The sequence below is a fragment of the Mediterraneibacter catenae genome (assembly GCF_008691045.1).
Taxonomy (GTDB): domain Bacteria; phylum Bacillota; class Clostridia; order Lachnospirales; family Lachnospiraceae; genus Mediterraneibacter; species Mediterraneibacter ornithocaccae.
In genome coordinates this window covers 86,573-109,598 of the sequence record NZ_VMSO01000010.1, presented here as the reverse complement: position 1 = coordinate 109,598, position 23,026 = coordinate 86,573, and the positions used below count along the sequence as shown (strand labels likewise).

Genomic DNA, 23,026 nt, shown 5'->3' with positions numbered 1-23,026 from the left:
CTCACCGGGGATACCATATACGGAGCAGGAATAAATCGAGACAGGAGATTATAATTGATATGGGATTTACGATCGAGACAGGTGTATCCGCTGCCGCGGTGTTTATCCAGGGACTGCTGAGTTTTTTCTCGCCGTGCGTGCTGCCGCTGGTGCCGTTGTATTTCGGATATCTGGCAGGCGGAGTCGGCATGGACGAGGAGGGCGGCAGGCTCAAACTTTTCTTCAGAGTATTATGCTTTACTCTCGGGATCAGTGGAGCGTTTTTTGTGCTTGGCCTGGGAGCTTCAGCGTTGGGAGAATTTTTCAGTGAACAGCGGATGCTGTTTGCACGGATTGGCGGAATTCTGATCATTTTGTTCGGGCTGTACCAGCTCGGCGTGTTCGGCAGTTCCCGGATATTAGGAGGGGAACACCGCCTGCCCCTGCGGCTTGAGAAGATGACAATGTCCCCGGTCACGGCGCTGATCATGGGATTTACATTCAGCTTTGCCTGGACGCCCTGTGTGGGACCGGCGCTCACGAGTGTACTTCTGATGGCGGGAAGTGCGCAGACAAGTGCAGCGGGATTTCTTCTTATCGGAGTATATACACTGGGATTTATCATGCCGTTTCTGGCTGCGGGAATATTTACAGCGCAGCTTCTGGGATTCTTCCGGCGACATATGAAAGCGGTACGGTACACTGTTAAAGTCGGAGGTGTGCTGATGATCCTGATGGGTGTGCTTATGTTTACCGGAAAGATGAATGACATTACAGGTTATCTCTCCACTGTGCAGTCAGAGCAGGAAGTAAACGGACAGAACGAAACAGGGCAAAATGAAAGTGAGCAGAGCAAAAATGGAACAGATGAGGAGTCAGACACAGTTCCTGAGGACGGCAGTACAGATGAAAATCAGGACAGTGCAGACAATACAGAGAGCACACTGACACCTGCCCCGCTTTCAGATCTTGAGCTGACGGACCAGTTTGGAAATATACATACACTTGCGGATTACAAAGGAAAGGTTATTTTCCTGAACTTCTGGGCAACCTGGTGCGGACCGTGCCGCAATGAGATGCCGGATATCCAGAAGCTCTACGAGGAATATTCCGCTCAGGGAGAGGGTGCTGAAGTTGTCATACTCGGTGTGGCCGGACCTGGCATCGGACAGGAAGGCTCGGCGGATGAGATTGCTTCATTTATGGAAGAGAATGGATATACTTACCCGGTCCTCATGGATGAGAGCGGGGAGATGTTCAGCCAATACGGAATTTCGGCGTTCCCGACTACATTTATGATCGACAAAGACGGAAACGTGTACGGCTATGTACCCGGGCAGATGACAGAAGATATTATGAGAAGTATCATAGACCAGACACTGGAGGGCAGTGGTGCATAGATTTAAGAAGAAAAGCAGCAGGCGGAAATTATTTCTGCCTGCTGTTGTCTTTGTCCCTGAAACCGAAAGCGATGCCGAACATCAGGTCGAGAGAGATTCCCAGACTAATGCGGTTCTGTTTCTTCTGCCAGTGGAGGGCCTTCTCTTCCAGTGACTTCATATATTCTTCTTTACCGTCGCAGTAACCATCATTGTCAAAGGGAAATTCAGCCGCCAGTTTCTTCTTCAGAGCTGCATATTCTGCGGCCGTATCTGAATGAGCGTTCAGGTAATCCCGTACGGCGATGTGACGCTGGATATCAGTCTGATTGCTCTGTTCGAATATATGGATGTGATGCGTCCGGTTGTCTCCTCCTTTGGCGAAGAATCTTCTGCCGAGAATGCCGAATTCACCTCTGCACTCGTAGCCTAAGGCTTCAAATTCACCATTATGGGCATCAACGAGGGAGATGTCTTTGACAACAGGCATAATATCTATGATCGGTTTGGCGGGCAGGCCTTTGACCGACGTGCTGCCGATGTGATAAACGCCTACACAGTTTTTTCCGAGTATCTTTTTGATCTTTTTTGATTCTACTTTGAACATGGTATCCCACTCAGGGCGGTAGTCCACGACTTCAATCTTTCTTGCCATAAGTTCCCCTCCAGTCATAACTTGATACCATTGTAAGATATAGTATCAAATTTGTACATATCCCTGATGATTTATTATAGCTTATTCGTCCTTTTATTACAGTTTGGAAACTTAAGGAGAATCGTGCTATAATAATTGCATCGGTCTGCCCTGCTATGCAGGGTTTAAAGCATGATAGAAAGTGGTACACAGCATGGTTACAATAGAAAATAACTGTTTCTCCATTCCTCAGATCTGTGAGTCCGGACAGTGTTTCCGTCTGGATGCTGTTTCAGAGGATACATATGAGCTCCTGGCGGGCAGCAGGTATCTGAAGATCGGGATCCGGCAAAAGGACCCGGCGGATGAGACGGACGGAAGCGGCAAGGCAGATGTGCATGGAGAGACGATACTGTACTGTACGCAGGAAGAATATGACAGTTTCTGGAAAGAATACTTTGATCTTTCGGTGTCTTATTCGGATTATATTGCACGGATTGACGCGGACGATGATTATTTGAGGTCAGCGGCAGAGTTCGGCAGAGGGATCCGTATCCTCAGGCAGGATACATGGGAGATGATCATTACATTTATTCTTTCTCAGCAGAATAATATCCCCCGGATCAAAGGACTGATCCGTACTCTGAGTGAGAGGTACGGCAGGAGAAGGGAGACGCCGGACAAAAGAGTGTATTATACATTTCCGGAGGCGGAAGCACTTTCGAAAGCCTCGGAACAGGAATTAAGAGATCTGAAACTGGGATACCGCAGTAAATATATCTGCGGTACTGCGCAGATGGTCGCGGACGGCCGGATCAGTCTGGAGGCTCTGAGATCACTGGATTATGCAGACGCCAGGGCCGAGCTGATGCGCCTTCCCGGCATAGGCGGAAAAGTAGCGGATTGTATCTGCCTGTTTGCTCTGCATCAGATGGATGCGTTTCCTGTGGATACGCATATCAAAAAAGTGATGGAGCTTCATTACCCGGAAGGGTTCCCCTTTGAACGATACAAGGGATGCGCCGGGGTGATGCAGCAGTATATCTTTTATTACGATCTGAAATACAGATAATATGATGCCGGAAAATGTGCGGCAGAATTAAGGAAAGGAGAAGAAGGATGAACGTACTTGTAGTTGTAGATATGCAGAAGGATTTTATTGACGGGTCTCTCGGGACGAAAGAGGCTGTTGCGATTGTTCCGGGCGTGGTGGAGAAGATCCGCGGGTTCACCGGAAAAGTGATCGCCACAAGAGATACCCACAGTGAGGATTATCTTGAGAGCGAAGAGGGGAAGCATCTTCCTGTCGTTCATTGTGTAAAAGATACGCCCGGATGGCAGATAAACAGTGATGTGGAGAAGGCTGTACGCGCGAAAGAGGATTTTTACATTATTGACAAGCCGACGTTCGGAAGTGTGGAGCTGGGCGAATATGTAAAGCAGCTGAACAGCCCGGCAGATCCTGTCGAGAAGATCACTTTGATCGGACTGTGTACGGATATCTGCGTGATCTCAAATGCGCTGCTTCTAAAGGCATATTTGCCGGAAGTGCCGATTGAGGTTGATATCTCCTGCTGTGCGGGCGTGACACCGCAGAGTCATGACCAGGCAGCGGAGGCGATGAAAATGTGCCAGATCGGGATCGTATAGCTTACAGTATCTAAGTGCTGAGGCGGGAATACGGCGAACTGACTGGAAGAAAGCTGACAGATAGGAGATGGAACCATGGAAAATTTTCAATATTATACACCGACAAAAGTTGTATTCGGAAAAGGAACGGAAGATCAGACAGGGCAGCTTGTGGCGGAGCAGGGATGCAGAAAAGTGCTCGTCCACTATGGAAGCGGAAGTGTGGTAAGGAGTGGTCTGCTTGAGAGGATATACCGCTCTCTTGATAAGGCGGATATCCCATATGTGTCTCTCGGCGGCGTGGTGCCAAACCCCAGACTTTCTCTTGTATATGAGGGGATTGAACTGTGCAGAAAAGAGAACGTTGATTTTATTTTAGCTGTGGGTGGAGGAAGTGTCATAGACTCCGCCAAAGCGATCGGGTACGGCGCGGCAAATGACGGAGATGTGTGGGATTTCTACGAGAAGAAGAGAACGGCGCAGGGATGCCTCCCGATCGGCGTTGTGCTGACGATCGCAGCGGCGGGATCGGAGATGAGTGATTCCTCTGTTATAACAAATGAAAATGGATGGCTCAAGCGGGGCTATAGCAGTAATTACGCGCGGGCAAGATTTGCCGTTATGAATCCGGAGCTCACTATGACACTGCCGAAATACCAGACTGCCAGCGGATGTGTGGATATCATGATGCACACGATGGAACGGTATTTTAATCGCTGTGATAATATGGAGATGACAGACGGCATCAGCGAACATCTGCTGCGGACTGTGATGAAAAATGCAGAGATCCTGATGTCGGAACCGGATGATTACAATGCGAGAGCCGAAGTTATGTGGGCGGGAAGCCTCTCCCACAATGGACTGACCGGATGCGGGACAGACGGCGGTGACTGGGCAAGCCATCAGCTGGAGCATGAGCTTGGCGGGATGTTTGACGTGGCTCACGGTGCCGGTCTTGCAGCAGTCTGGGGAAGCTGGGCGCGCTATGTGATGGATGCAGCTCCGAAGCGCTTCGCAAAGTTTGCGGTAAATGTCATGGGTGTGGCGCCGGAATCGGATGACACTATGACAGCGGTAAAAGGTATAGAGGCGATGGAGGAGTTTTACCGCACCCTTGATATGCCGGTAAGTATCCGTGATATGGGGATAGAGCTCAGTGAGGAGCAGATGAGGGAACTGGCAGAAAAATGCAGTCATTTTGGAAAGCGGACGATCGGCTGTATCAGGAAACTTGACACAGAGGATATGTATCAGATATATAGGGCTGCGAGAGGATGAACAGAGATGAATACAGTTGAGATGCTGGATGAATTGCAGAACAAGGCTCTGCATGATGAAAGACTGAAATACAGGTTTTTAAAGACGAAGGAAGAGGAAGATGCCCTCGGGGCTTTCTGTCGTGTCTGCCGGGAGCTGGGATATGAGATTTATCCGATGGATGTCATTCAGGCTGGAGATGAATTCTATGCGACGATGAAGCGGAGCACTAACGGCGGCGGGGAGAATTCTCCGAAGCTGGAAGGCGAGGATGATCTCTATGAGATGTTCTTTGCCAGCCTGGATCAGCCTGGGATCCCGGATGCTAAATGAGATAACTTTGGCGGCAGATATGTATATTATTAAGGAGGAAAACAGCATGGAATCAACATTAAAAGACTTAAAAGAGAGAAGGAGCATCCGCGCGTATAAGGCGGAGCAGATCAAAGAGGAGGAGCTTCAGAAGATCCTAGAGGCAGGCACGTATGCACCCACAGGGATGGGCATGCAGTCGCCGAAGATTGTAGTTGTACAGGACAAAGAGACGAGAGACTATCTCTCTGAACTGAATGCAAAGTATCTGGGGAGCGATTCGGATCCTTTCTACGGCGCCCCGACAGTACTTGTCGTACTCGCGTCAAAAGATCGTCCGACGTGCGTTGAGGATGGTTCTCTTGTGCTGGGCAATCTGATGAATGCGGCGTATGCAGTCGGCGTGGGATCCTGCTGGATCCACCGCGCGAGAGAGGTGTTTGGCTCGGAAGAGGGAAAAGCACTTCTGAAAAAATGGGGGATCGAGGGAGATTATGTCGGCGTGGGACACTGTATCCTGGGATATCCGGCTGACGGTGCGGTGCCGCAGGCGAAGCCGAGAAAAGACGACTACATTGTCTATGTGAGGTAGTGAAATGACAGGATTCTTATGTGTAGGAGCAGGCGGAGCTGCAGGGGCAATGCTGAGATATGCGATCAGCCTGCTTCCGTACAAAGGCGCTTTTCCGGTGCTGACACTGATCACAAATGTACTGGGCGCCCTCGCAATAGGAGCCATAGCAGGAGCAGCGGCGCGCCGGGGACTTTCTGCCGAACTGGTATTATTCCTCAAGACAGGAGTGTGCGGCGGATTTACTACATTTTCTACTTTTTCACTGGAGACATATGAGCTTCTGAATCAGGGACATTACGGAACCGCATTGCTCTATATGGCGGCGAGTCTGGTTCTCTGCCTGGCGGGCGTCGCAGCGGGAATATTCCTGACAGAACGTATCGGATAAGATTTATATAACAAAGATTGTCATTGACTAACCCTGCACCGGTTCCCTAAAATTAAGGAAAAGGAGGGATATCATGCAGGCGTTATCAAATGCAAGACCGGGCGAGTCTTACACGGTGAAGTGGATGTTCGGACTGCCGGATGTACTCGAATTCCTGCATAGTCGTCATGTGGAAGAAGGCAGCACGATCCGGGTGCTCAGGCATTGCCGCGACAGCGTGATCATCGCTGCGGAGGATGTGAGACTGGTTCTCGGGTATGAAGTCGCAGAGCGGATCAAAGTATAGACCGGATAATTGAATACAGAAGTAAAAAATGTAGCGCAAATGTTTATTTGATGGTACAATAGGGGACAGCAGATGCAGGACATGTGCAGAAAGGAGAGCACAATGGAAGAAACATACATGGAAATGCTCACACGACGTGCGAAAAGCGCTGCGACAGAGGCGGCGAAGCTTGGGACGGCAGAGAAAAACAGAGGGCTTCTCTCGGTAGCAGATGAGCTGATCTCCCAGCAGGAGCTGATCCTTGCGGAAAATGAGAAAGATCTTGCGGCTGCAAGAGAAAAAGGCATAAAGCAGTCTCTTATTGACAGGCTGGCGCTTTCCGGGAAGCGTATCGCCGATATGTCAGAAGGATTGCGTCAGATCGCTGCACTGGACGATCCGATCGGCGAGATCTTATATATGAAAACGAGGCCGAACGGGCTGCGGATCGGGCAGAAGAGAGTGCCTCTTGGCGTGGTCGGGATCATCTATGAGTCTCGTCCGAATGTGACTGCGGATGCTTTCGGTCTGTGCTTTAAGACGGGAAATGCGGTCATTCTGCGCGGCGGAAGCGACGCAATCCACTCGAATCAGGCGATTGTGCGGGCGATAAAATCCGGGCTGCGCAAAGAGCGGCTCTGTCAGGATCTGGTAGTACTTGTAGAGGATACAAGCCGCGATGTTGTAAACGAGATGATGAAAATGCACGGAGGTATCGATGTCCTGATACCGAGAGGCGGCGCGGGACTTATCGCAAATGTTGTGGAGAACAGTACGGTGCCCGTGATTGAGACAGGAACGGGAAACTGTCATATATATGTGGATGAAACGGCAGACATCAGGATGGCAGCTGACATTGTAGAAAATGCAAAAACACAGCGGATGGGTGTATGTAATGCCTGTGAGTCTCTTGTAGTCCATAGCAGGATTGCTGAAGAGGCCCTTCCCCAGATCGTACAGAAGTTAAAGAACCATGATGTGGAGGTCCGCGGCGATGAAAGGGCGCGGAAGATATGCGGGGAGATTATTCCGGCGGCAGAAGAAGACTGGGGCACAGAGTATCTGGACGCCATTATATCCGTAAAGATCGTAGATTCCATTGATGAGGCGATTGTGCATATCAATAAATATAATACTGGTCATTCCGAGTCTATTATTACAAAAGACTATGAGAATGCGCTGAAATTCCAGGATGAAATCGATGCGGCGGCAGTGTATGTGAATGCTTCCACCAGATTTACTGATGGGTTTGAGTTCGGATTCGGCGCTGAGATCGGCATCAGTACACAGAAGCTCCATGCGAGAGGACCGATGGGGCTTGACGCGCTGACTACGACGAAATATATCATTTTCGGGAACGGGCAGATCAGGAAATAAAAAAAGAAAAGAATTCATAACATCAGGCGGAGTGTCAGAGTTTAAAACCTCTGACACTCCGCCTGAGTACTTTATGGAAATTGTGCATGAAAGAAATGAATTATCTGCCGCCTGCCTGCCATCTCCTCCAGACAAAATATCCCCCAAAGACAGACAGAAGAGAAAGGATAAGATATATGAACGGTCCGGCCTGATATGATGTCAGATAAGTGCCGAAGAATGGGACCGGGCGGTGGTCCATCAGACCTCCGGTCACCGAGATCAGCTTTGCCGGACAGTGACTCCATATCTGTGACAGCACGCGAAACTGTCCGGGAATATTCAGGACAGAACTGATGAACAGGAATCCGATCAGGATGCCCATGGCGGAGATGATGCTCCTGAAACACCCGGAAAAAAATAATCCTGTACAGCTCAGCATTACAGCGGCTGCCATGCTGATACCGAAGAGGAGAAGTACGGCCTGCCTGTGCATGCCTTTTGAGCTCAGACGCCGGTTTCTGCTGGGCGTTGTAGCTGTGATATGCAGTAAAAGAATCGCCGTTGCCGTTGTTCACGGAGACGACGGACATATTTTCTCTGAAACAGCTTTTTGTATTCGTATTTTATGAGTGTCCGGAGATTATACATCGTTATACACCTCCCTGATTTAGATCGGAGTCGGACTGAGCCCCGACCGGCCTACCGTCAAACTGTTCCAGATAAAATTCTTCCAGATTTCTCCGATATCTTCATGTGTTCCGTTGAAGATCAGTCGGCCGTCTTTCAATATTAGGATGCGGTCCGCGATCAGTTCAATGTCAGATTTGATATGGAGAGAGAGCAGGACGATGCTTTCCTGTCCGAGCCGGTCGACCATTTCCCGGAACCGGACACGCTCTTTCGGTTCAAGTACGGCTGTGGGCCCGTCGAGTACGAGGAGTCTCGGACGGTTTAAGAGTGCCTGCGCGATGCCCAGGCGCCGTTTCATTCCACCGGAGAATGTTTTAATCTTTTGCTTTTTATGTGCTTCAAGTCCTACAATGGATAACAGTTCCCCGGTGCAGCAACGGGTGTCGGTTTTGCGAAGCTCTTTGAGTGCAGCCATATACATGAGAAAGTCTTCGGCGGTAAAGCCGGGATAATAGCCGAAATCCTGAGGGAGATATCCGAGAATACTCCGGTATTCTTCTATGGATACATCAGCCCTTCCAAAAGTTACTGTGCCGCTGTCCGGGCGCAGGATGCCGCAGATCATGCGCAAAAGAGCCGTTTTTCCGGCTCCATTGGCGCCCGGCAGGCCGTGAACTCCCTTCTCAAGTGAAAGTGAGATTCGGTCTGCAGCGATTTTATTCTTATAGTGCTTGCTCAGCCGGTCAATGTGAAGATCTATGTTAATTCCTCCGATTGTCTGATATATTTTCTGAGTTCCAGTACTGCCGCAGTTTCGAAGAAGAGAAGTACTGCGGGAATGAGTGCGGGGGTATCCGCTGCGCGATCCAGAAAGCCGGCTGTGTTTGCAGTGAGAAAGAATACACTGACAAGAGTGTTGATCCCTGCATCCCAGAAATGTGTGCCAAAGGGCATCAATGCACCCAGAAGAAGCAGGTTTTCACCGTTCAATATCCCCAGCCGCGCACACAGGACAGCCTGCAGGGAAAAGCGGGAGGATAGCTCCAGTTCCTCCATGCCAAACCGGGCAGAACATCCGGCCTCTGCTATTGTTGCCAGCGCAAGGAACGGGATGCAGGCGGACAGGATGACAGGAAGGGAGAGTTCCCGAAGCTGCGCCTGAATGACCGCAGTCTGCCAGGGCTGCGGTGTCAGAAGTACAGCAGCAACAAAGATACAGACAGGAGCCAGTTCCATTTCCGGATATAGTGTATATCTGGATCAGCAGGAAGCCGGGCCACGAGATGCTCATAATCCTGCCGATCTCGCTGGGATTCAGCTCCAGTACATAGCGCAGGCAGATAACCTAGCGGTCAGATTCACTGAGTGTCTGCAGGACCTGAGCCAGAACAACCGATATGTCCGTGAGTTCCGAGCCAGAAACGGTGGGAGAAAATGCTGCGCCCTTTGTGCTGTGTGCGCAGAAGCAGATGAATGTTATAAGTATTCATATATTATACACTTGCAGTATTCAGATTTTATCAAGAAATTCGTGAAAACATGTTTTTGAATGAATATATATAAATAATACTTGCATAATATTCAAAAAAGATGTATTATTATGCAAGTGCTATTTATAGTTGCTTTTATGAAATGCTTTACTTACTATTAAGTGAGGTATATCATAGGAAACTGAAATGCGTAGCGGTCTGCAACAGCATTTAAGTCAAAAGGAAGATAGATAAAGAGTATTACATGGAAGGGACAAGATATGATTAAAATTGGTATAATCGGCGCCACCGGCTATGCGGGCGGTGAGCTTGTAAGAATCTTATCAGGACATAAAGAATCAGAGATCAAATGGTACGGCTCAAGAAGCTACATTGATCAGAAATATGCGGACGTATACAGAAATATGTTCCAGATCGTGGATGCGGTCTGCATGGATGACAATATGGAGGAACTGGCGTCACAGGTAGACGTGATCTTTACGGCAACACCCCAGGGGCTGTGTGCATCCCTTGTAAATGAAGAAATCCTCTCAAAGACAAAGATTATTGACCTGAGCGCGGATTTCCGTCTGAAAGACGTGAAAGTTTATGAAGAGTGGTATAAGATCGGGCATAAAGCGCCGCAGTTCATCGACGAGGCGGTATACGGACTGTGCGAGATCAACAGGGAGGATGTGAGGAAAGCGAGACTGGTGGCAAATCCGGGATGCTATACGACCTGCTCCATCCTGACAGCTTATCCTCTTGCAAAAGAGGGGCTGATCGATATGAGTACACTGATCATCGATGCCAAATCCGGCACATCAGGGGCAGGAAGAGGGGCAAAGGTACAGAATCTCTTCTGTGAAGTGAACGAGAACATGAAGGCATACGGTGTGGCAACCCACAGACATACTCCGGAGATCGAGGAACAGCTCGGCTATGCGGCAGGTGAAAAAGTAGTGCTCAACTTCACCCCGCATCTCGTTCCTATGAACAGAGGAATTCTCGCTACGGAATACGCAAAACTTACGAAAGACGTGAGCTGGGAAGAAGTGAAGGCAGTTTACGATAAATACTATGGAGATGAAAAATTCGTGCGTGTTCTTAATCAGGATATATGTCCGGAGACGAAATGGGTAGAGGGCAGCAATTACGTGGATATCGGATTTAAGATCGACTCAAGAACGGGACGCATCATCATGATGGGCGCGATTGATAATCTGGTGAAAGGCGCTGCGGGACAGGCGGTGCAGAATATGAACCTGATGTTTGGAATAAAAGAGAGCGAAGGCCTGGAACTGGTCCCGATGTTCCCTTAGGGGACGTAGACAAATCGGGTTTTACTACGTCCCAAATTCGGATTCAGGGTGTCCCAAATTTGGGGGAGAGGTGTCCCTTAGTGGAGATGAAAGGAATATTCAGCTATGATAAGAGTTATGACAATAGATGATTACGATGAAGTTTACGCCCTCTGGAAGAAAATACGGGGATTCGGGATCCGGAGTATTGATGATTCCAGAAAGGGCGTGGAACGGTTCTTAAAGAGAAATCCGACGACGAGTGTAGTGGCAGTGAAAGACGGGAAGATTGTCGGAAGTATCCTTTGCGGTCATGACGGAAGACGGGGATGTCTTTATCATGTATGCGTGGATGAGGCGTACCGGCGTCACGGAATCGGGCGCGATATGGTTGTGCATGCGATGAAAGCACTGCAGGCCGAACAGATTAATAAGGTTTCTCTTATCGCGTTTACAAAGAATGATATAGGAAACGCATTCTGGAATACGATTGGCTGGACAGAGCGTCTGGATTTAAATTATTACGATTTTACATTAAATGAAGAAAATATTACAGCTTTTAATGAACAATAGATGATCAAAAACGGATTTATTTTTAGAAAGAAGAGGGATGTAAAATGCAGAAGATTGAGGGCGGAGTGACGGCGGCAAAAGGCTTTGAGGCGGCAGCGGCAGCGGCCGGGATCAAGTATCATGACCGCACGGATATGGCGCTTATTTTCAGTGAGAAGCCGTGCAAAGTGGCGGGGGCATTTACGACAAATGTAGTGAAGGCAGCACCGGTAAAGTGGGATAGAAATGTGGTAGACAGCGGTATGAAAGCCCAGGCTGTCATCGTGAATTCGGGCATTGCAAATGCATGTACCGGAGAAGAAGGTATGAAATATTGTGAAGAGACGGCAAAAGAAGCGGCTAATGTGCTGGGAATAGATGCCAAGAGCGTTTTAGTCGGCTCCACAGGCGTGATCGGAATGCAGCTTCCCATGGAACGGGTGAAAGATGGAATCCGTAAACTGGCAGAGGCGAAGAAACCGGATCTTGAGAGCGGTACACAGGCGGCTCAGGCAATCATGACGACAGACACAAAGAAAAAAGAAGTAGCAGTTACAGTCGAAATCAGTGATGTGACAGTGACTATCGGAGGAATGGCAAAAGGATCCGGTATGATCCATCCGAATATGTGCACCATGCTTGCATTCATTACAACGGATGCCAAGATTTCCAGGAAAGCGCTTCAGGCTGCACTCGGCGAAGATGTGGAAGATACATATAATATGATCTCTGTGGATGGAGATACTTCGACCAACGACACCGTGCTCCTGCTGGCAAATGGTGTTGCTGGAAACGAAAAAATCCGTTATGGCACATGGGAGTACGAGGCATTTAAAACTGCGCTTCATTATGTAAATGAAACTCTGGCAAAAGAGATGGCCGGAGACGGAGAGGGCGCAACTGCATTGTTTGAGGCGAAGGTTATCGGCGCGGATACGAAAGAACAGGCAAAAAAACTTGCCAAATCTATTGTCTGCTCCAACCTGACTAAGGCAGCAATTGCAGGACACGACGCCAATTGGGGAAGAATTCTGTGTGCAATGGGATATTCCGGAGCACAGTTTGATCCGGAGAAAGTGGATCTCTATTTCAAGAGCGAGGCAGGAAAACTAAAGATCATTGAAAATGGAGTTGCACTGAATTACAGCGAGGAGAAAGCAACAGAAATCCTGTCTCAGCCCAAAGTAACAGCAATTGCGGATATTAAAGAAGGTGATGTCGAGGCGACAGCATGGGGATGCGACCTGACACATGGATATATCAATATCAATGCAGATTACCGCAGCTGATATCTGTGTATTTTGAAATGTAAAAAGGAAATGATGCAAACGGGGACAGGGCAAATGCCGGTTTGGGACACCGTAAAGTCCGATTCGGGACGTAGTCAAATCGGGTTTTACTACGTCCCCGAAGGAGGTAAGGATGAATAAAAATATGCAGCAATATCTTGAAAAGGCGCAGGTGCTTATCGAGGCCCTGCCATATATTCAGCGTTTCAACCGCAAGATCATCGTGGTCAAATACGGCGGCAGCGCTATGGTAGACGAGGAACTGAAAAGGCGTGTCATCGAGGACGTGACGCTTCTGAAGCTTGTCGGATTCAAGCCGATCATCGTCCACGGGGGCGGCAAGGAGATTAGCAAGTGGGTCGGAAAAGTCGGCATGGAACCGAAATTTATTAACGGTCTGCGTGTGACAGATGAGGATACGATGGAAGTGGCAGAGATGGTGCTTGGACGTGTTAACAAGAGTCTGGTTCAGCTGGTTGAGAGTCTCGGTGTCCGCGCCATCGGCATCAGCGGCAAGGATGGCGCGCTTCTGAAGGTTGATAAGAAATATTCTGACGGGCAGGATATCGGATATGTGGGAGAAATCAAAGAAGTAAACGGCCAGATCTTATATGACCTGCTAGAAAAAGATTTTCTCCCGATCGTATGCCCGGTCGGATTAGATGATGATTTCAATACGTATAATATCAATGCGGACGATGCGGCGTGCGCCATTGCCCGTGCGGTCAAAGCTGAGAAACTGGCATTCCTGACAGACATTGAGGGCGTGTACAAAGATCCGTCTGATCCCTCCACGCTTATTTCCGAGCTCAGGGTGGACGAGGCTCGGAAGCTGATGGACAGCGGATACATCGGCGGTGGCATGCTTCCAAAACTTCAGAACTGCATCGACGCCATTGAAGCAGGCGTTTCAAGAGTGCATATTCTGGACGGGCGGATTCCGCACTGTCTGCTTCTTGAAATCTTTACGAACAAAGGAATCGGTACGGCAATTTTAAACAGTGAAGAAAGCAGGTATTATCATGGTGAATAATGAAATACAGTCGGCAGAAGAAAATCTGATCCGTGTATACAATCGGTTTCCGGTGGTGCTTGATCACGGTGAGGGAATGTATCTCTATGATACAGATGGGAAAGAATATCTCGATTTTGCTGCGGGATTTGCGGTGACAGGACTGGGATATGACAATAAAGAGTTAAATGAGACGCTGAAAGCGCAGATTGATAAATTATATCACACATCGAATCTCTATTATCACGAGAGCTGTGGTGAGGCGGCGAAAGAACTGAACCGTGTCAGCGGAATGGACAGGGTGTTCTTTACAAACAGCGGCGGCGAGGCAGTAGAAGGCGCTTTAAAGTCAGCCAGACGCTATGCATATACGAAAGGTACGGGGAGATATGAGTTTATTGCCATGGAGAATTCATTCCACGGAAGGACATTCGGAGCGGTGTCAGTGACAGGGCATGATTCTTACAGAGAGCCTTTTGAACCTCTTGTGCCGGGGGTGAAATTTGCAAAATTCAATGATCTGGACAGTGTGAAAGCTCTGGTCAGTGACAAGACCTGCGCGATCATTCTGGAACCTCTTCAGGGGGAGGGCGGAATCAACCTTGCTACGCAGGAGTTTATGGGAGGAATCCGCAAGATCTGCGATGAGAACGGAATCCTTATGATCTGCGACGAAGTGCAGTGCGGCATGGGACGGACCGGAAGTATGTTCGCATGGCAGGGATTCGGGACAAGACCGGATATCCTCACTATGGCAAAAGCAATCGGAAACGGCATCCCCGTCGGGGCGTTTGCGATGACAGAAGAGGTGGCAAAATACTCTCTGCAACCCGGTGACCACGGGGCAACGTACGGCGGCAATCCTCTTGCATGCACAGCGGTGAAAAAAGTGATCGAGATCTTTGAGAGGGACAATATCGTAGGTCATGTCAATGAAGTGGCGCCTTATCTCACGAAAAAGCTGGATGACCTTGTAGACGAAAATGACTGTGTAGTCCGGCGCAAGGGGAAAGGCCTGATGCAGGGCATCGAGATCACAAAACCGATCACAGAAGTAAACCGGCGCTGTGTAGAGGGAGGACTTCTTGTGATACAGGCGGAGGGCAATGTGCTCCGGTTTGTTCCGCCTCTGATTGTGGAGGAGAAACATATCGACGAGATGATAGAAAAACTGAAGCGTGCGCTGGCAGATTAAGCAGTGCACTGGCAATGCATAAGGAAACCGGTCACGGGACATACTATCCGGAAAACAGGCATAAAATGCATGGAGGTATGATCCGATGATTGGTTTTTTTATTGCGCTGCTCTCCGGGGCAATGATGAGTATACAGGGAGTATTCAATACCCAGGTGACAAAGACAACCGGCGTGTGGGTGAGTAATGGATGGGTACAGATTACGGCTTTTGCCGTATGTCTTGCAGCCTGGTTTTTTACCGGGCGGGACAGCATAACTGCGCTTGGAAAAGTAGAGCCTAAATATATGCTGCTGGGAGGGGTGATCGGCGCAGGGATTACATGGACGGTGATTAAAAGTATCGAGGCTCTGGGGCCTGCGAAGTCGGCACTTCTTATTGTCATCGCGCAGCTTGCTGTGTCCTACATCATTCAGTTATTCGGGCTGTTCGGCATGGACCGTGAACCATTCTCGTGGCGAAAACTTGGCGGGCTTGCGCTTGCGGTCGTTGGGATAGCTATATTTCAGTGGGAATGAGAAAGATTAATTATCTATTGTAATTTTGTTAAAAATTCGTTACAATGTTACTGTCCGGCATACAAGGGGTATTTCTCCTGCATAAACAGGTGGGAGAAAAGATATGCGAGACAAGCAGATAAAATGGAAAATATTTCGTATTTTTGGCAAAACACTTATTTTGACAGTGTTTTTCTTTCTTGTCGGCTGCAATGACAGGTGTGAAGAAAAAAACGATCTCGAAGAAATTGCCCTTTCTGACAATGCTCAGTCTGGTGAGGAACAGGCGGATGAGAAGACAGATAATGAATCATCGGGGAATGGCAGTAAAAAGAAAGAAGAATCTGACGAGGCAGTCGTCTTCGTATATGTATGCGGGGCGGTAAAATCTCCGGGGGTGTATGAACTGGAAGCGGATGCGCGTGTGTTTGAGGCGATACGGGCAGCCGGAGGCGTGACAGAAGACGCAGCTCCGGATGCTGTCAATCAGGCGCAGATTGTAATGGACGGCGATCAGATTTACGTTCCGGACGCAGGGGAAGTACAGACACTAGGCTTAGGGGTTGGCGAAACAGCAGCCGGGAGTACGGAAAGTGTAAAGGTAAATATAAATACAGCCACAAAAGAAGAACTGATGACCCTGACCGGGATCGGCGAGGCAAAAGCCGAGAGTATCCTGAAATACAGGGAAGAGCATGGAAGGTTCGAAAACATCGAGGAATTGATGCAGATCGAGGGAATCAAGGAAGGCGTATTTAGTAAAATAGAAGATGACATAATAATTTGACACAGGAGTCGTGAAAGTGGAGTATGAGTAAAAAGATATTAGTCGTAGATGATGAGAAGCTGATCGTTAAAGGAATCCGGTTCAGCCTTGAGCAGGAAGGCATGGAAGTAGACTGTGCCTATGATGGACAGGAGGCGTTGGAGTGCGCCAAAAAATGCGAGTATGATCTGGTACTGCTTGATGTGATGCTGCCCAAGATGGATGGATTTGAAGTGTGCCAGCAGATCAGAGAATTTTCGGATATGCCTATTGTAATGCTGACAGCCAAGAGCGAAGATATGGATAAGATACTGGGACTTGAATACGGAGCAGACGACTATATTACAAAGCCATTTAATATTCTTGAGGTAAAAGCTCGGATCAAGGCTATCATGCGCCGCACATCCAAAAGAAAAGAGCTGGCGGGGAGTCCGGTGCTTGTGAAGGGCAATATGAAGATAGACTGTGAGAGCCGGCGTGTATTTATCGGAGACCGGGAGATCAATCTGACGGCAAAAGAGTTCGACGTGCTGGAGCTTCTTGCAACTAATCCAAACAAAGTATACAGCAGGGAGAATCTTTTAAATCTCGTATGGGGATATGATTATCCGGGAGATGCGAGAACGGTTGATGTACATATCCGGCGTCTGAGGGAGAAGATTGAGATTAATCCGAGCGAACCGAAATTTGTACATACAAAGTGGGGAGTGGGTTATTATTTCCAGGGCTAAACGTCATTTCAGAGTAAGAGACAGAGTCTTTAAAAATATGCGGGTCCGCATTATCGTATTATTTGTGCTGGCAGGGCTTGTGCCCTGTCTTGCCGCACTGTTCGGAATAGTAAAGTTTTACGAACTGCACGCGGTGGAGCTGAGAACCGCCGAGATACAGAACCAGTGTACTATTCTGAGCAACCAGCTGGGCAATTACGGATATCTTGCCGATACATCATCGGAAGTGATCAATGCAAATCTGACACAGCTTACCAATATTTATAACGGACGGGTCATGATTATTGACAGCGAACTGAATGTCATCAAAGATACATACAGCCTGGATGAAGGGAAAACGGATGTTTCAGAAAATGTGATCCGCTGTATGCAGGGTGAGACAACAAATCAGTATGACAGGAGAAATCATTATATTGAGGTAACCTCTCCTATCCCGGGGGGAGAAGAGGGGAAAGTTGCAGGGGTTATGCTGGCGACTGTTTCGACAGATAGCATTGAAGCGACCATACAGATGCTGTATACACACGGAGGAGTCGTAGTCGGCATTATATTTATCCTGTTGATTGTCTGCGGAGTGTTTATTGCAGACCGTATGGTGCGCCCGATTCACAGAATCACAGGAGCAATTGAAAATGTAACAGAGGGCTACAGTGATGATGTGCTGCATGTTGACACTTTTACAGAAACGAAACAGCTTAGTGAAGCCTTCAATAAAATGCTTGGAAGACTGAAACTGCTTGATGAGTCCAGGGAAGAATTTGTATCCAATGTCTCTCACGAATTAAAGACGCCGATGACTTCCATGAAGGTACTGGCGGACTCGCTTCTTGAAATGAAAGAAGCGCCGGTGGAGATGTATCAGGAATTCATGCAGGATATAGCTAAAGAGATTGACAGAGAGAATCAGATCATCACAGATCTTCTTTCGCTTGTAAAGATGGATAAGACCGGACAGAATATGAATATCCAGACGGTTAATATTAATGAACTCCTGGAACAGACGCTGAAGCGTCTGCGTCCGATCGCAGATAAGAAGAACGTGGAGATGGTTATGGAGAGCTTCCGCCCTGTGACAGCAGAGATTGATGAGATGAAATTTACTCTTGCCATATCGAATCTGGTAGAGAATGCGATTAAATATAACCATGATAACGGCTGGGTGCATGTCTCCCTGAATGCTGACCACAAGTATTTTTATATTAAGGTGGAAGATTCGGGGATTGGAATTCCGGAGAAAGATCAGCCGCATATTTTTGAACGTTTTTACCGAGTGGACAAGTCTCATTCCAGAGAAATCGGCGGTACGGGATTAGGACTTGCGATCGCCAGAAATGCGGTGATCGTCCACAGAGGAGCAATTAAAGTATACAGCAACGAGGGGGAGGGGACGACTTTCACTGTCCGGATTCCTTTGATTTATGTGGCGGCATAGGAGGGTGAAAATATGAAGGTAAAGAAAACTGCTCTCGCCGCAGTAATCTGTGTGGCCCTTTTGTTTACAGCATGCGCCGGGGGAGACAGAATCAGAGAGGGGGATTCGTATATTTACTGCCTGAATGAAAGCGCGACAGGACTGGTCAAAGTGGCATATGATCTTCCTGCCGGGGATACACAGGAAACGGCACAGGCTGTATTAGAGCAACTCAGTATGCCGGCGGAAGATATAGAATATTTAAGTCCTATTCCCGAAGATGTGAAGGTGCAGGAGTGCAAATTGGTGGGCGGAATTCTGGAAGTGGATTTCGGAGCAGAGTATCTGGAAATGGGAAATATTCGTGAGAAACTGATGCGCGCTGCCGTGGTACAGTCCCTTACTCGTATTGAAGGGGTAAACGCAGTTGCTTTTACTGTGGACGGAAATCAACTAATGGATCGTAACGGCATTGCAATCGGACTGATGAATGAAGACGATTTCGTTGAAACTACAGCATCTTCGCCGAGCGCATATCAGACGGACACACTTACGCTCTATTTTGCAAACGAAACCGGTGATAAGCTTGTAGCTGAAAAAACAGATGTAAGATACAGCAGTAATGTATCCAAAGATAAACTGATCGTGGAGAAACTGATGCAGGGACCGGACGAAGCCGGAGCATATCCTACGATCAACCCTGACACAAACCTTTTGAGCGTAACGACCAAAGACAAAATATGTTATGTGAATTTTGACAGTACATTTCTGACAGGTGCATACGATATCCTGCCTGAACTTACTGTGTATTCGATCGTGAATTCTCTGGTTGAGGGAACAGAGGCCGTACAGGTGCAGATTACGATTAACGGAGAGACAAATGCTAAATATATGGAGACAGTTGATCTCTCACAGCCATTTGAGGCAAATATAGATCTCGTCGCAGCCGATGAAGAAGATGAATGAAAAAACGGCCGCTTTGTGCGATATGTGTTTTATTTCTTGCGATACAGAGCATAAGAGTACTCTTTTTCAGTGTGGGGGAAACAGAATCCTCTGCGCTGGAAAAGCTGCTTTCCGGGGAAGTTCAGATTGAATTTACAGGGACTGTGTACAAAATCGAAGAGAAGCAAAAGGTTACGGCATTCTATCTGAAAGATAATGCCGTATCTGCTGCGGGTCAAATAATCAATGAATCTAAAATTCTTATCTATGTTTCCCAAAATGATACAGGACAATCTGCTGCAGTTAAAACAGGCAACCGTCTGGCGGTTTCCGGTGAGGCGCAGGTGTTTGACAGTGCGCGAAATCCGGGAAATTTTGACCAGAAGACATATTACCGGCGGCAGGGCATTCATGTGCTCGTGTGGGCGGAAAGTATCAGCATATTGTCCCATGATACGGATCTTGTCCGGCAGTTCCTTTCGGATTTCAGATCAGCGTGGAATGAACTGTTCATTACCAGGCTGGGGGAGTACTACGGAGGAACGATGAGTGCCATCCTCCTCGGGGAGAAGAGCGGGCTGGATGCTGAAATGAAAGTTATGTACCAGAAATGCGGGATCAGTCATTTACTTGCTATTTCTGGCCTGCACATGACTTTTATTGGCATGGGAATCTATCATATACTTCGCAGGACCGGATTTAGCTTCTTGTCTGCAGGAATCGCAGGCGGTACTATACTGATTCTTTACAGTCTGATGATCGGAGCCGGAGTCTCAAGCCTTCGTGCCTTGATCATGTTCCTGGTGAGGATCGGCGCGGAAATTACAGGGAGAGACTATGATCTTCTTACCAGCCTGTTTTTGTCCGCTGCGATCCTGTGTGCCTGGCAGCCGCTTTATCTGACAGATGCGGGATTTCAGCTGTCATATGGGGCGATTCTCGGAATTGCCCTGCTGGGACCTGTATTTGGAGATATGTTCGGATGTGGGCAGATTGCCGGAATACAGAAAAAACTTGCACAAAAGAAAAGCAGCAGGATGATGCGGATAAAAGGAAAAGGGATGTCGGTCCTGCTGTGGATTTTGAATGGATTGAGTACCAGTTTTGCAGTCAATGTACTCCTGCTCGGGCCATTGCTCTGGTTTTATTTTGAGATTCCGCCGTATTCCGTCTTTCTGAATCTGATCGTGATTCCGGTTATGCCGGCAGCGATGGGAGCAGGACTGGCCGGCTCTGCACTGACTCTTGTGTCAGATACTGTCGGAGATATTGTACTGCAGGTGTGCCGTGCGGTGCTGTGGGGATATGACCAGGTCTGCGAATATGCGTGTATACTGCCTTGTAGCAGGCTTGTTGCAGGAAAGCCGGGGCTTCTCTGGATCATAGTATATTATCTGATCCTGGCGGGAATCTTCCTCTCCTATCAGTATTTTAAAGGAAGAAAAGAGCAGGAGGAAGAGAAAGATGAAGCCATAAGCGGCAGGATGCCGGATTTTAATGCCGGAAGCAATGGCGGCAGATGGAAGAAACTGTGCAGGGTGCCGGGGTGCGTGATGCTTCTGTTTGCGGCCGGTATGACGATTGGATGCAGGAACTGCCATCAGGCGGGGAATGAAATGCAGGTTACAGTGCTGGATGTGGGTCAGGGAGACGGCATCCACGTCAGGGCGTCTTCTCTTAACTGTCTGATCGACGGAGGCAGCAGTGATGTGTCTTCGGTGGGAGTATATCGTCTGGAACCGTATTTTCTCTCACAGGGCATAGACACTCTGGACTATGTGTTTGTCACACATGGCGACGAAGACCATGTCAGCGGGATACAGGAGATGCTGGAGAATCAGCTGTTCGGGATAAGGATCACCAGTCTTGTGCTTCCGCCGCAGGAGTATCATGATGAGAAGCTTACAGGGCTGGCGCGGACTGCCTCCAGGAATGGGACGCGGATTCTGGTCATGCAGCCGGGAGACGAGATCACATCAGATGGAAATGGAGAAAAGCTGGTGCTTGCATGTATCGGGCCCGGCGGTGACCTGGGGGTGGAGCCGGGAAACGAGACTTCTCTTGTGTTAGATCTGTCCTATGGGGATTTTGATATGCTGTTTACAGGAGATGTGGAAGGAGAAGGTGAGCAGAATCTGATCGATTCAGGGGTGCTGAAAGAGTACGATGTCCTAAAAGCCGCTCATCACGGATCGAAGAATTCAGGCACGGAAGAATTTCTCGGGCTCACAAAACCCTCCTATGCCGTCATCTCAGCCGGGGTGGACAACCGGTATGGCCATCCCCATGCAGAGACGATCAGGAGGCTTCAAGAAGCCGGATGCAGAGTCTGTTCCACTCAGGATAACGGAGCGATCACGATCCGGACTGACGGGAAGACAATGAAAATATACGGGTTCACCAAAAAGGGGTGAATGAAACCTCTTGTCAAAACAGGCTCATTTCCTATATAATACAAGAGTTATGAAGAGCCTGAATGAAGATTTGAAAACGGGAAAATTTAAACAGATATATCTCCTGTTCGGTCAGGAGGCTTATCTGAAAAAGCAGTATAAGGAGCGGTTTGTCAAAGCCATGGTCCCCGAGGGAGATACCATGAACTATTCCAGCTATGAAGGAAAGAAGACAGATATCAAAGAAGTGATCGATCTGGCGGAAACACTGCCCTTTTTTTCAGAGCGTCGTCTGATCGTATTTGAGGATACCGGATTCTTCAAGAACGGGGGAAATGATCTGGCAGACTATATCAATGACGGGATGCCGGACACGACGCATTTCATTTTTGTAGAGAATGAAGTGGATAAAAGGAGTAAGCTGTACAAGGCTGTGAAGGCAAAAGGGCATATCGTGGAGCTTGCCGCCCAGGATGAAAATACACTGCGAAAATGGGTGTCAGGGCTGGTCAGGAAAGAGAAAAAAGAGATGGCACAGCCGGACATTGCGTATTTCCTGAACAAAGTGGGGACAGACATGGAGAATATTACAAAAGAGCTTGAGAAGCTGTTCTGCTATTGTCTGGATCGGAATGTCATTACAAGGGAAGACGTGGACGCAGTCTGTGTCACACAGATTACGAACCATATTTTTGATATGGTGAACGCAGTGGCGGCAAAAGATCAGCGTCGGGCGCTCGATCTGTATTATGACCTGCTTGCTTTAAAGGAACCGCCCATGCGCATCCTCTCTCTTATGTCGAAAGAGTACCGTGATCTGTATCATGTGAAAGAGCTTTCAAGGCAGGGATATGCGAGAAAGGAAATCGCTTCAAAAGCGGGACTTCATCCGTTTGTGGCAGGGAAATACATGGACCTGGCAAAAAGATTTCAGTCGGGCGAACTGAGGAAAGTTATGGAAGAGAGCGCAGACCTTGAGCAGAGAGTAAAGACGGGACTGATGACGGACAATCTCGCAGTCGAACTCTTTATTGTAAAGCAGTCTGCTTCTTAAAGATAA

At 48.3% G+C, this 23,026-nt stretch carries 26 protein-coding genes; 22 read left to right on the top strand and 4 right to left on the bottom strand.

The features are described from left to right. Positions 1 to 59: 59 nt before the first annotated feature. Positions 60 to 1,379 (top strand): cytochrome c biogenesis protein/redoxin, encoded by a 1,320-nt coding sequence (locus tag FNY66_RS09405; protein WP_150310940.1) that lies wholly within the window; start codon positions 60 to 62, stop codon positions 1,377 to 1,379. A 28-nt stretch (positions 1,380 to 1,407) separates the two neighbouring features. Here FNY66_RS09405 and FNY66_RS09400 read toward each other — a convergent pair whose 3' ends face one another. Continuing rightward, on the bottom strand, positions 1,408 to 2,013 hold the full coding sequence (locus FNY66_RS09400; RefSeq protein ID WP_150310939.1) for a GrpB family protein: 606 nt from the start codon (positions 2,011 to 2,013) through the stop codon (positions 1,408 to 1,410). A 193-nt stretch (positions 2,014 to 2,206) separates the two neighbouring features. Here FNY66_RS09400 and FNY66_RS09395 point away from each other — a divergent pair, with 193 nt between their 5' ends. The 8 genes from FNY66_RS09395 (at position 2,207) to FNY66_RS09360 (ending at position 7,794) form a co-directional block, all read left to right on the top strand. Next, positions 2,207 to 3,064, top strand: a complete 858-nt coding sequence (locus FNY66_RS09395) for a DNA-3-methyladenine glycosylase family protein (RefSeq protein WP_150310938.1) — start codon at positions 2,207 to 2,209, stop codon at positions 3,062 to 3,064. A gap of 47 nt (positions 3,065 to 3,111) precedes the next feature. Beyond that, entirely contained in the window at positions 3,112 to 3,642 is a 531-nt protein-coding gene (locus FNY66_RS09390) for a cysteine hydrolase family protein (RefSeq protein ID WP_150310936.1), read from the top strand. 75 nt (positions 3,643 to 3,717) lie between these two features. Further along, positions 3,718 to 4,899 (top strand): iron-containing alcohol dehydrogenase, encoded by a 1,182-nt coding sequence (locus FNY66_RS09385; protein ID WP_150310935.1) that lies wholly within the window; start codon positions 3,718 to 3,720, stop codon positions 4,897 to 4,899. 6 nt (positions 4,900 to 4,905) lie between these two features. Then, complete coding sequence (locus FNY66_RS09380; RefSeq protein ID WP_150310934.1) at positions 4,906 to 5,211, top strand: hypothetical protein; 306 nt, start codon at positions 4,906 to 4,908, stop codon at positions 5,209 to 5,211. A gap of 46 nt (positions 5,212 to 5,257) precedes the next feature. Further along, complete coding sequence (locus tag FNY66_RS09375; RefSeq protein WP_150310933.1) at positions 5,258 to 5,782, top strand: nitroreductase family protein; 525 nt, start codon at positions 5,258 to 5,260, stop codon at positions 5,780 to 5,782. A gap of 4 nt (positions 5,783 to 5,786) precedes the next feature. After that, positions 5,787 to 6,152: a fluoride efflux transporter CrcB gene (gene crcB, locus FNY66_RS09370; RefSeq protein ID WP_150310932.1), complete on the top strand. Its 366-nt coding sequence runs from the start codon at positions 5,787 to 5,789 to the stop codon at positions 6,150 to 6,152. A 73-nt stretch (positions 6,153 to 6,225) separates the two neighbouring features. Then, positions 6,226 to 6,438 carry a FeoA family protein gene (locus tag FNY66_RS09365; RefSeq protein ID WP_087150811.1) on the top strand — a complete coding sequence of 71 codons (213 nt, stop codon included), beginning with the start codon at positions 6,226 to 6,228 and terminating at the stop codon, positions 6,436 to 6,438. 102 nt (positions 6,439 to 6,540) lie between these two features. Further along, positions 6,541 to 7,794 carry a glutamate-5-semialdehyde dehydrogenase gene (locus FNY66_RS09360; protein ID WP_087150894.1) on the top strand — a complete coding sequence of 418 codons (1,254 nt, stop codon included), beginning with the start codon at positions 6,541 to 6,543 and terminating at the stop codon, positions 7,792 to 7,794. A gap of 100 nt (positions 7,795 to 7,894) precedes the next feature. On the opposite strand, the gene FNY66_RS09355 is transcribed toward FNY66_RS09360, so the two are convergent. Then, positions 7,895 to 8,158, bottom strand: coding sequence for a hypothetical protein (locus FNY66_RS09355; protein WP_150310931.1), 264 nt, complete (start codon positions 8,156 to 8,158; stop codon positions 7,895 to 7,897). On the opposite strand from FNY66_RS09355, the gene FNY66_RS09350 reads away from it, so the two are divergent. Next, on the top strand, positions 8,157 to 8,405 hold the full coding sequence (locus FNY66_RS09350; RefSeq protein ID WP_150310930.1) for a hypothetical protein: 249 nt from the start codon (positions 8,157 to 8,159) through the stop codon (positions 8,403 to 8,405). The two genes, FNY66_RS09355 and FNY66_RS09350, sit on opposite strands and share 2 nt — an antisense overlap. Positions 8,406 to 8,443: 38 nt before the next feature. On the opposite strand, the gene FNY66_RS09345 is transcribed toward FNY66_RS09350, so the two are convergent. Next, positions 8,444 to 9,073, bottom strand: a complete 630-nt coding sequence (locus tag FNY66_RS09345; protein ID WP_229409485.1) for an ATP-binding cassette domain-containing protein — start codon at positions 9,071 to 9,073, stop codon at positions 8,444 to 8,446. A gap of 89 nt (positions 9,074 to 9,162) precedes the next feature. After that, a complete protein-coding gene (locus FNY66_RS09340; protein WP_150310929.1) occupies positions 9,163 to 9,642 on the bottom strand; it encodes a hypothetical protein in 480 nt (159 codons plus the stop codon). A 514-nt stretch (positions 9,643 to 10,156) separates the two neighbouring features. Between FNY66_RS09340 and argC the strand changes: the two genes are divergently transcribed. From argC to holA, 12 genes are all read left to right on the top strand, one after another. Next, positions 10,157 to 11,197 (top strand): N-acetyl-gamma-glutamyl-phosphate reductase, encoded by a 1,041-nt coding sequence (gene argC, locus FNY66_RS09335; protein ID WP_087150815.1) that lies wholly within the window; start codon positions 10,157 to 10,159, stop codon positions 11,195 to 11,197. A 105-nt stretch (positions 11,198 to 11,302) separates the two neighbouring features. Further along, positions 11,303 to 11,749 (top strand): GNAT family N-acetyltransferase, encoded by a 447-nt coding sequence (locus tag FNY66_RS09330; protein WP_087150816.1) that lies wholly within the window; start codon positions 11,303 to 11,305, stop codon positions 11,747 to 11,749. Between the two features lie 44 nt (positions 11,750 to 11,793). After that, the gene (gene argJ, locus FNY66_RS09325) at positions 11,794 to 13,017 is read left to right on the top strand and encodes a bifunctional glutamate N-acetyltransferase/amino-acid acetyltransferase ArgJ (RefSeq protein ID WP_087150817.1); all 1,224 of its coding nucleotides are present in this window, start codon (positions 11,794 to 11,796) and stop codon (positions 13,015 to 13,017) included. A 133-nt stretch (positions 13,018 to 13,150) separates the two neighbouring features. Next, a complete protein-coding gene (gene argB, locus FNY66_RS09320; protein WP_150310928.1) occupies positions 13,151 to 14,050 on the top strand; it encodes an acetylglutamate kinase in 900 nt (299 codons plus the stop codon). Further along, entirely contained in the window at positions 14,040 to 15,224 is a 1,185-nt protein-coding gene (locus FNY66_RS09315; protein WP_164488314.1) for an aspartate aminotransferase family protein, read from the top strand. The genes argB and FNY66_RS09315 overlap by 11 nt, the downstream gene beginning before the upstream one ends. Positions 15,225 to 15,309: 85 nt before the next feature. Then, positions 15,310 to 15,741: a DMT family transporter gene (locus FNY66_RS09310; RefSeq protein WP_087150819.1), complete on the top strand. Its 432-nt coding sequence runs from the start codon at positions 15,310 to 15,312 to the stop codon at positions 15,739 to 15,741. Between the two features lie 103 nt (positions 15,742 to 15,844). Beyond that, complete coding sequence (locus FNY66_RS09305) at positions 15,845 to 16,507, top strand: helix-hairpin-helix domain-containing protein (protein WP_150310927.1); 663 nt, start codon at positions 15,845 to 15,847, stop codon at positions 16,505 to 16,507. Positions 16,508 to 16,530: 23 nt separating this feature from the next. Continuing rightward, positions 16,531 to 17,217 (top strand): response regulator transcription factor, encoded by a 687-nt coding sequence (locus FNY66_RS09300; protein ID WP_087150821.1) that lies wholly within the window; start codon positions 16,531 to 16,533, stop codon positions 17,215 to 17,217. Further along, positions 17,174 to 18,649, top strand: coding sequence for a sensor histidine kinase (locus tag FNY66_RS09295; protein ID WP_150310926.1), 1,476 nt, complete (start codon positions 17,174 to 17,176; stop codon positions 18,647 to 18,649). Before FNY66_RS09300 ends, FNY66_RS09295 begins: the two co-directional genes overlap by 44 nt. Before the next feature lie 12 nt (positions 18,650 to 18,661). Beyond that, on the top strand, positions 18,662 to 19,594 hold the full coding sequence (locus tag FNY66_RS09290) for a GerMN domain-containing protein (protein WP_087150823.1): 933 nt from the start codon (positions 18,662 to 18,664) through the stop codon (positions 19,592 to 19,594). Continuing rightward, entirely contained in the window at positions 19,591 to 21,987 is a 2,397-nt protein-coding gene (locus FNY66_RS09285; protein WP_150310925.1) for a ComEC/Rec2 family competence protein, read from the top strand. Before FNY66_RS09290 ends, FNY66_RS09285 begins: the two co-directional genes overlap by 4 nt. A gap of 49 nt (positions 21,988 to 22,036) precedes the next feature. Continuing rightward, the gene (gene holA / locus FNY66_RS09280) at positions 22,037 to 23,020 is read left to right on the top strand and encodes a DNA polymerase III subunit delta (RefSeq protein WP_087150825.1); all 984 of its coding nucleotides are present in this window, start codon (positions 22,037 to 22,039) and stop codon (positions 23,018 to 23,020) included. Positions 23,021 to 23,026 lie beyond the last annotated feature (6 nt).

What these genes read in the sequence shown, in the direction of transcription:
- FNY66_RS09405 (WP_150310940.1), top strand. Translation starts at nt 60, where the DNA reads ATGGGATTTACGATCGAGACAGGTGTATCCGCTGCCGCGGTGTTTATC.
- FNY66_RS09400 (WP_150310939.1), bottom strand. Translation starts at nt 2,013, where the DNA reads ATGGCAAGAAAGATTGAAGTCGTGGACTACCGCCCTGAGTGGGATACC.
- FNY66_RS09395 (WP_150310938.1), top strand. Translation starts at nt 2,207, where the DNA reads ATGGTTACAATAGAAAATAACTGTTTCTCCATTCCTCAGATCTGTGAG.
- FNY66_RS09390 (WP_150310936.1), top strand. Translation starts at nt 3,112, where the DNA reads ATGAACGTACTTGTAGTTGTAGATATGCAGAAGGATTTTATTGACGGG.
- FNY66_RS09385 (WP_150310935.1), top strand. Translation starts at nt 3,718, where the DNA reads ATGGAAAATTTTCAATATTATACACCGACAAAAGTTGTATTCGGAAAA.
- FNY66_RS09380 (WP_150310934.1), top strand. Translation starts at nt 4,906, where the DNA reads ATGAATACAGTTGAGATGCTGGATGAATTGCAGAACAAGGCTCTGCAT.
- FNY66_RS09375 (WP_150310933.1), top strand. Translation starts at nt 5,258, where the DNA reads ATGGAATCAACATTAAAAGACTTAAAAGAGAGAAGGAGCATCCGCGCG.
- crcB (WP_150310932.1), top strand. Translation starts at nt 5,787, where the DNA reads ATGACAGGATTCTTATGTGTAGGAGCAGGCGGAGCTGCAGGGGCAATG.
- FNY66_RS09365 (WP_087150811.1), top strand. Translation starts at nt 6,226, where the DNA reads ATGCAGGCGTTATCAAATGCAAGACCGGGCGAGTCTTACACGGTGAAG.
- FNY66_RS09360 (WP_087150894.1), top strand. Translation starts at nt 6,541, where the DNA reads ATGGAAGAAACATACATGGAAATGCTCACACGACGTGCGAAAAGCGCT.
- FNY66_RS09350 (WP_150310930.1), top strand. Translation starts at nt 8,157, where the DNA reads ATGGCGGAGATGATGCTCCTGAAACACCCGGAAAAAAATAATCCTGTA.
- FNY66_RS09355 (WP_150310931.1), bottom strand. Translation starts at nt 8,158, where the DNA reads ATGGGCATCCTGATCGGATTCCTGTTCATCAGTTCTGTCCTGAATATT.
- FNY66_RS09340 (WP_150310929.1), bottom strand. Translation starts at nt 9,642, where the DNA reads ATGGAACTGGCTCCTGTCTGTATCTTTGTTGCTGCTGTACTTCTGACA.
- argC (WP_087150815.1), top strand. Translation starts at nt 10,157, where the DNA reads ATGATTAAAATTGGTATAATCGGCGCCACCGGCTATGCGGGCGGTGAG.
- FNY66_RS09330 (WP_087150816.1), top strand. Translation starts at nt 11,303, where the DNA reads ATGATAAGAGTTATGACAATAGATGATTACGATGAAGTTTACGCCCTC.
- argJ (WP_087150817.1), top strand. Translation starts at nt 11,794, where the DNA reads ATGCAGAAGATTGAGGGCGGAGTGACGGCGGCAAAAGGCTTTGAGGCG.
- argB (WP_150310928.1), top strand. Translation starts at nt 13,151, where the DNA reads ATGAATAAAAATATGCAGCAATATCTTGAAAAGGCGCAGGTGCTTATC.
- FNY66_RS09315 (WP_164488314.1), top strand. Translation starts at nt 14,040, where the DNA reads ATGGTGAATAATGAAATACAGTCGGCAGAAGAAAATCTGATCCGTGTA.
- FNY66_RS09310 (WP_087150819.1), top strand. Translation starts at nt 15,310, where the DNA reads ATGATTGGTTTTTTTATTGCGCTGCTCTCCGGGGCAATGATGAGTATA.
- FNY66_RS09305 (WP_150310927.1), top strand. Translation starts at nt 15,845, where the DNA reads ATGCGAGACAAGCAGATAAAATGGAAAATATTTCGTATTTTTGGCAAA.
- FNY66_RS09300 (WP_087150821.1), top strand. Translation starts at nt 16,531, where the DNA reads ATGAGTAAAAAGATATTAGTCGTAGATGATGAGAAGCTGATCGTTAAA.
- FNY66_RS09290 (WP_087150823.1), top strand. Translation starts at nt 18,662, where the DNA reads ATGAAGGTAAAGAAAACTGCTCTCGCCGCAGTAATCTGTGTGGCCCTT.
- FNY66_RS09285 (WP_150310925.1), top strand. Translation starts at nt 19,591, where the DNA reads ATGAAAAAACGGCCGCTTTGTGCGATATGTGTTTTATTTCTTGCGATA.
- holA (WP_087150825.1), top strand. Translation starts at nt 22,037, where the DNA reads ATGAAGAGCCTGAATGAAGATTTGAAAACGGGAAAATTTAAACAGATA.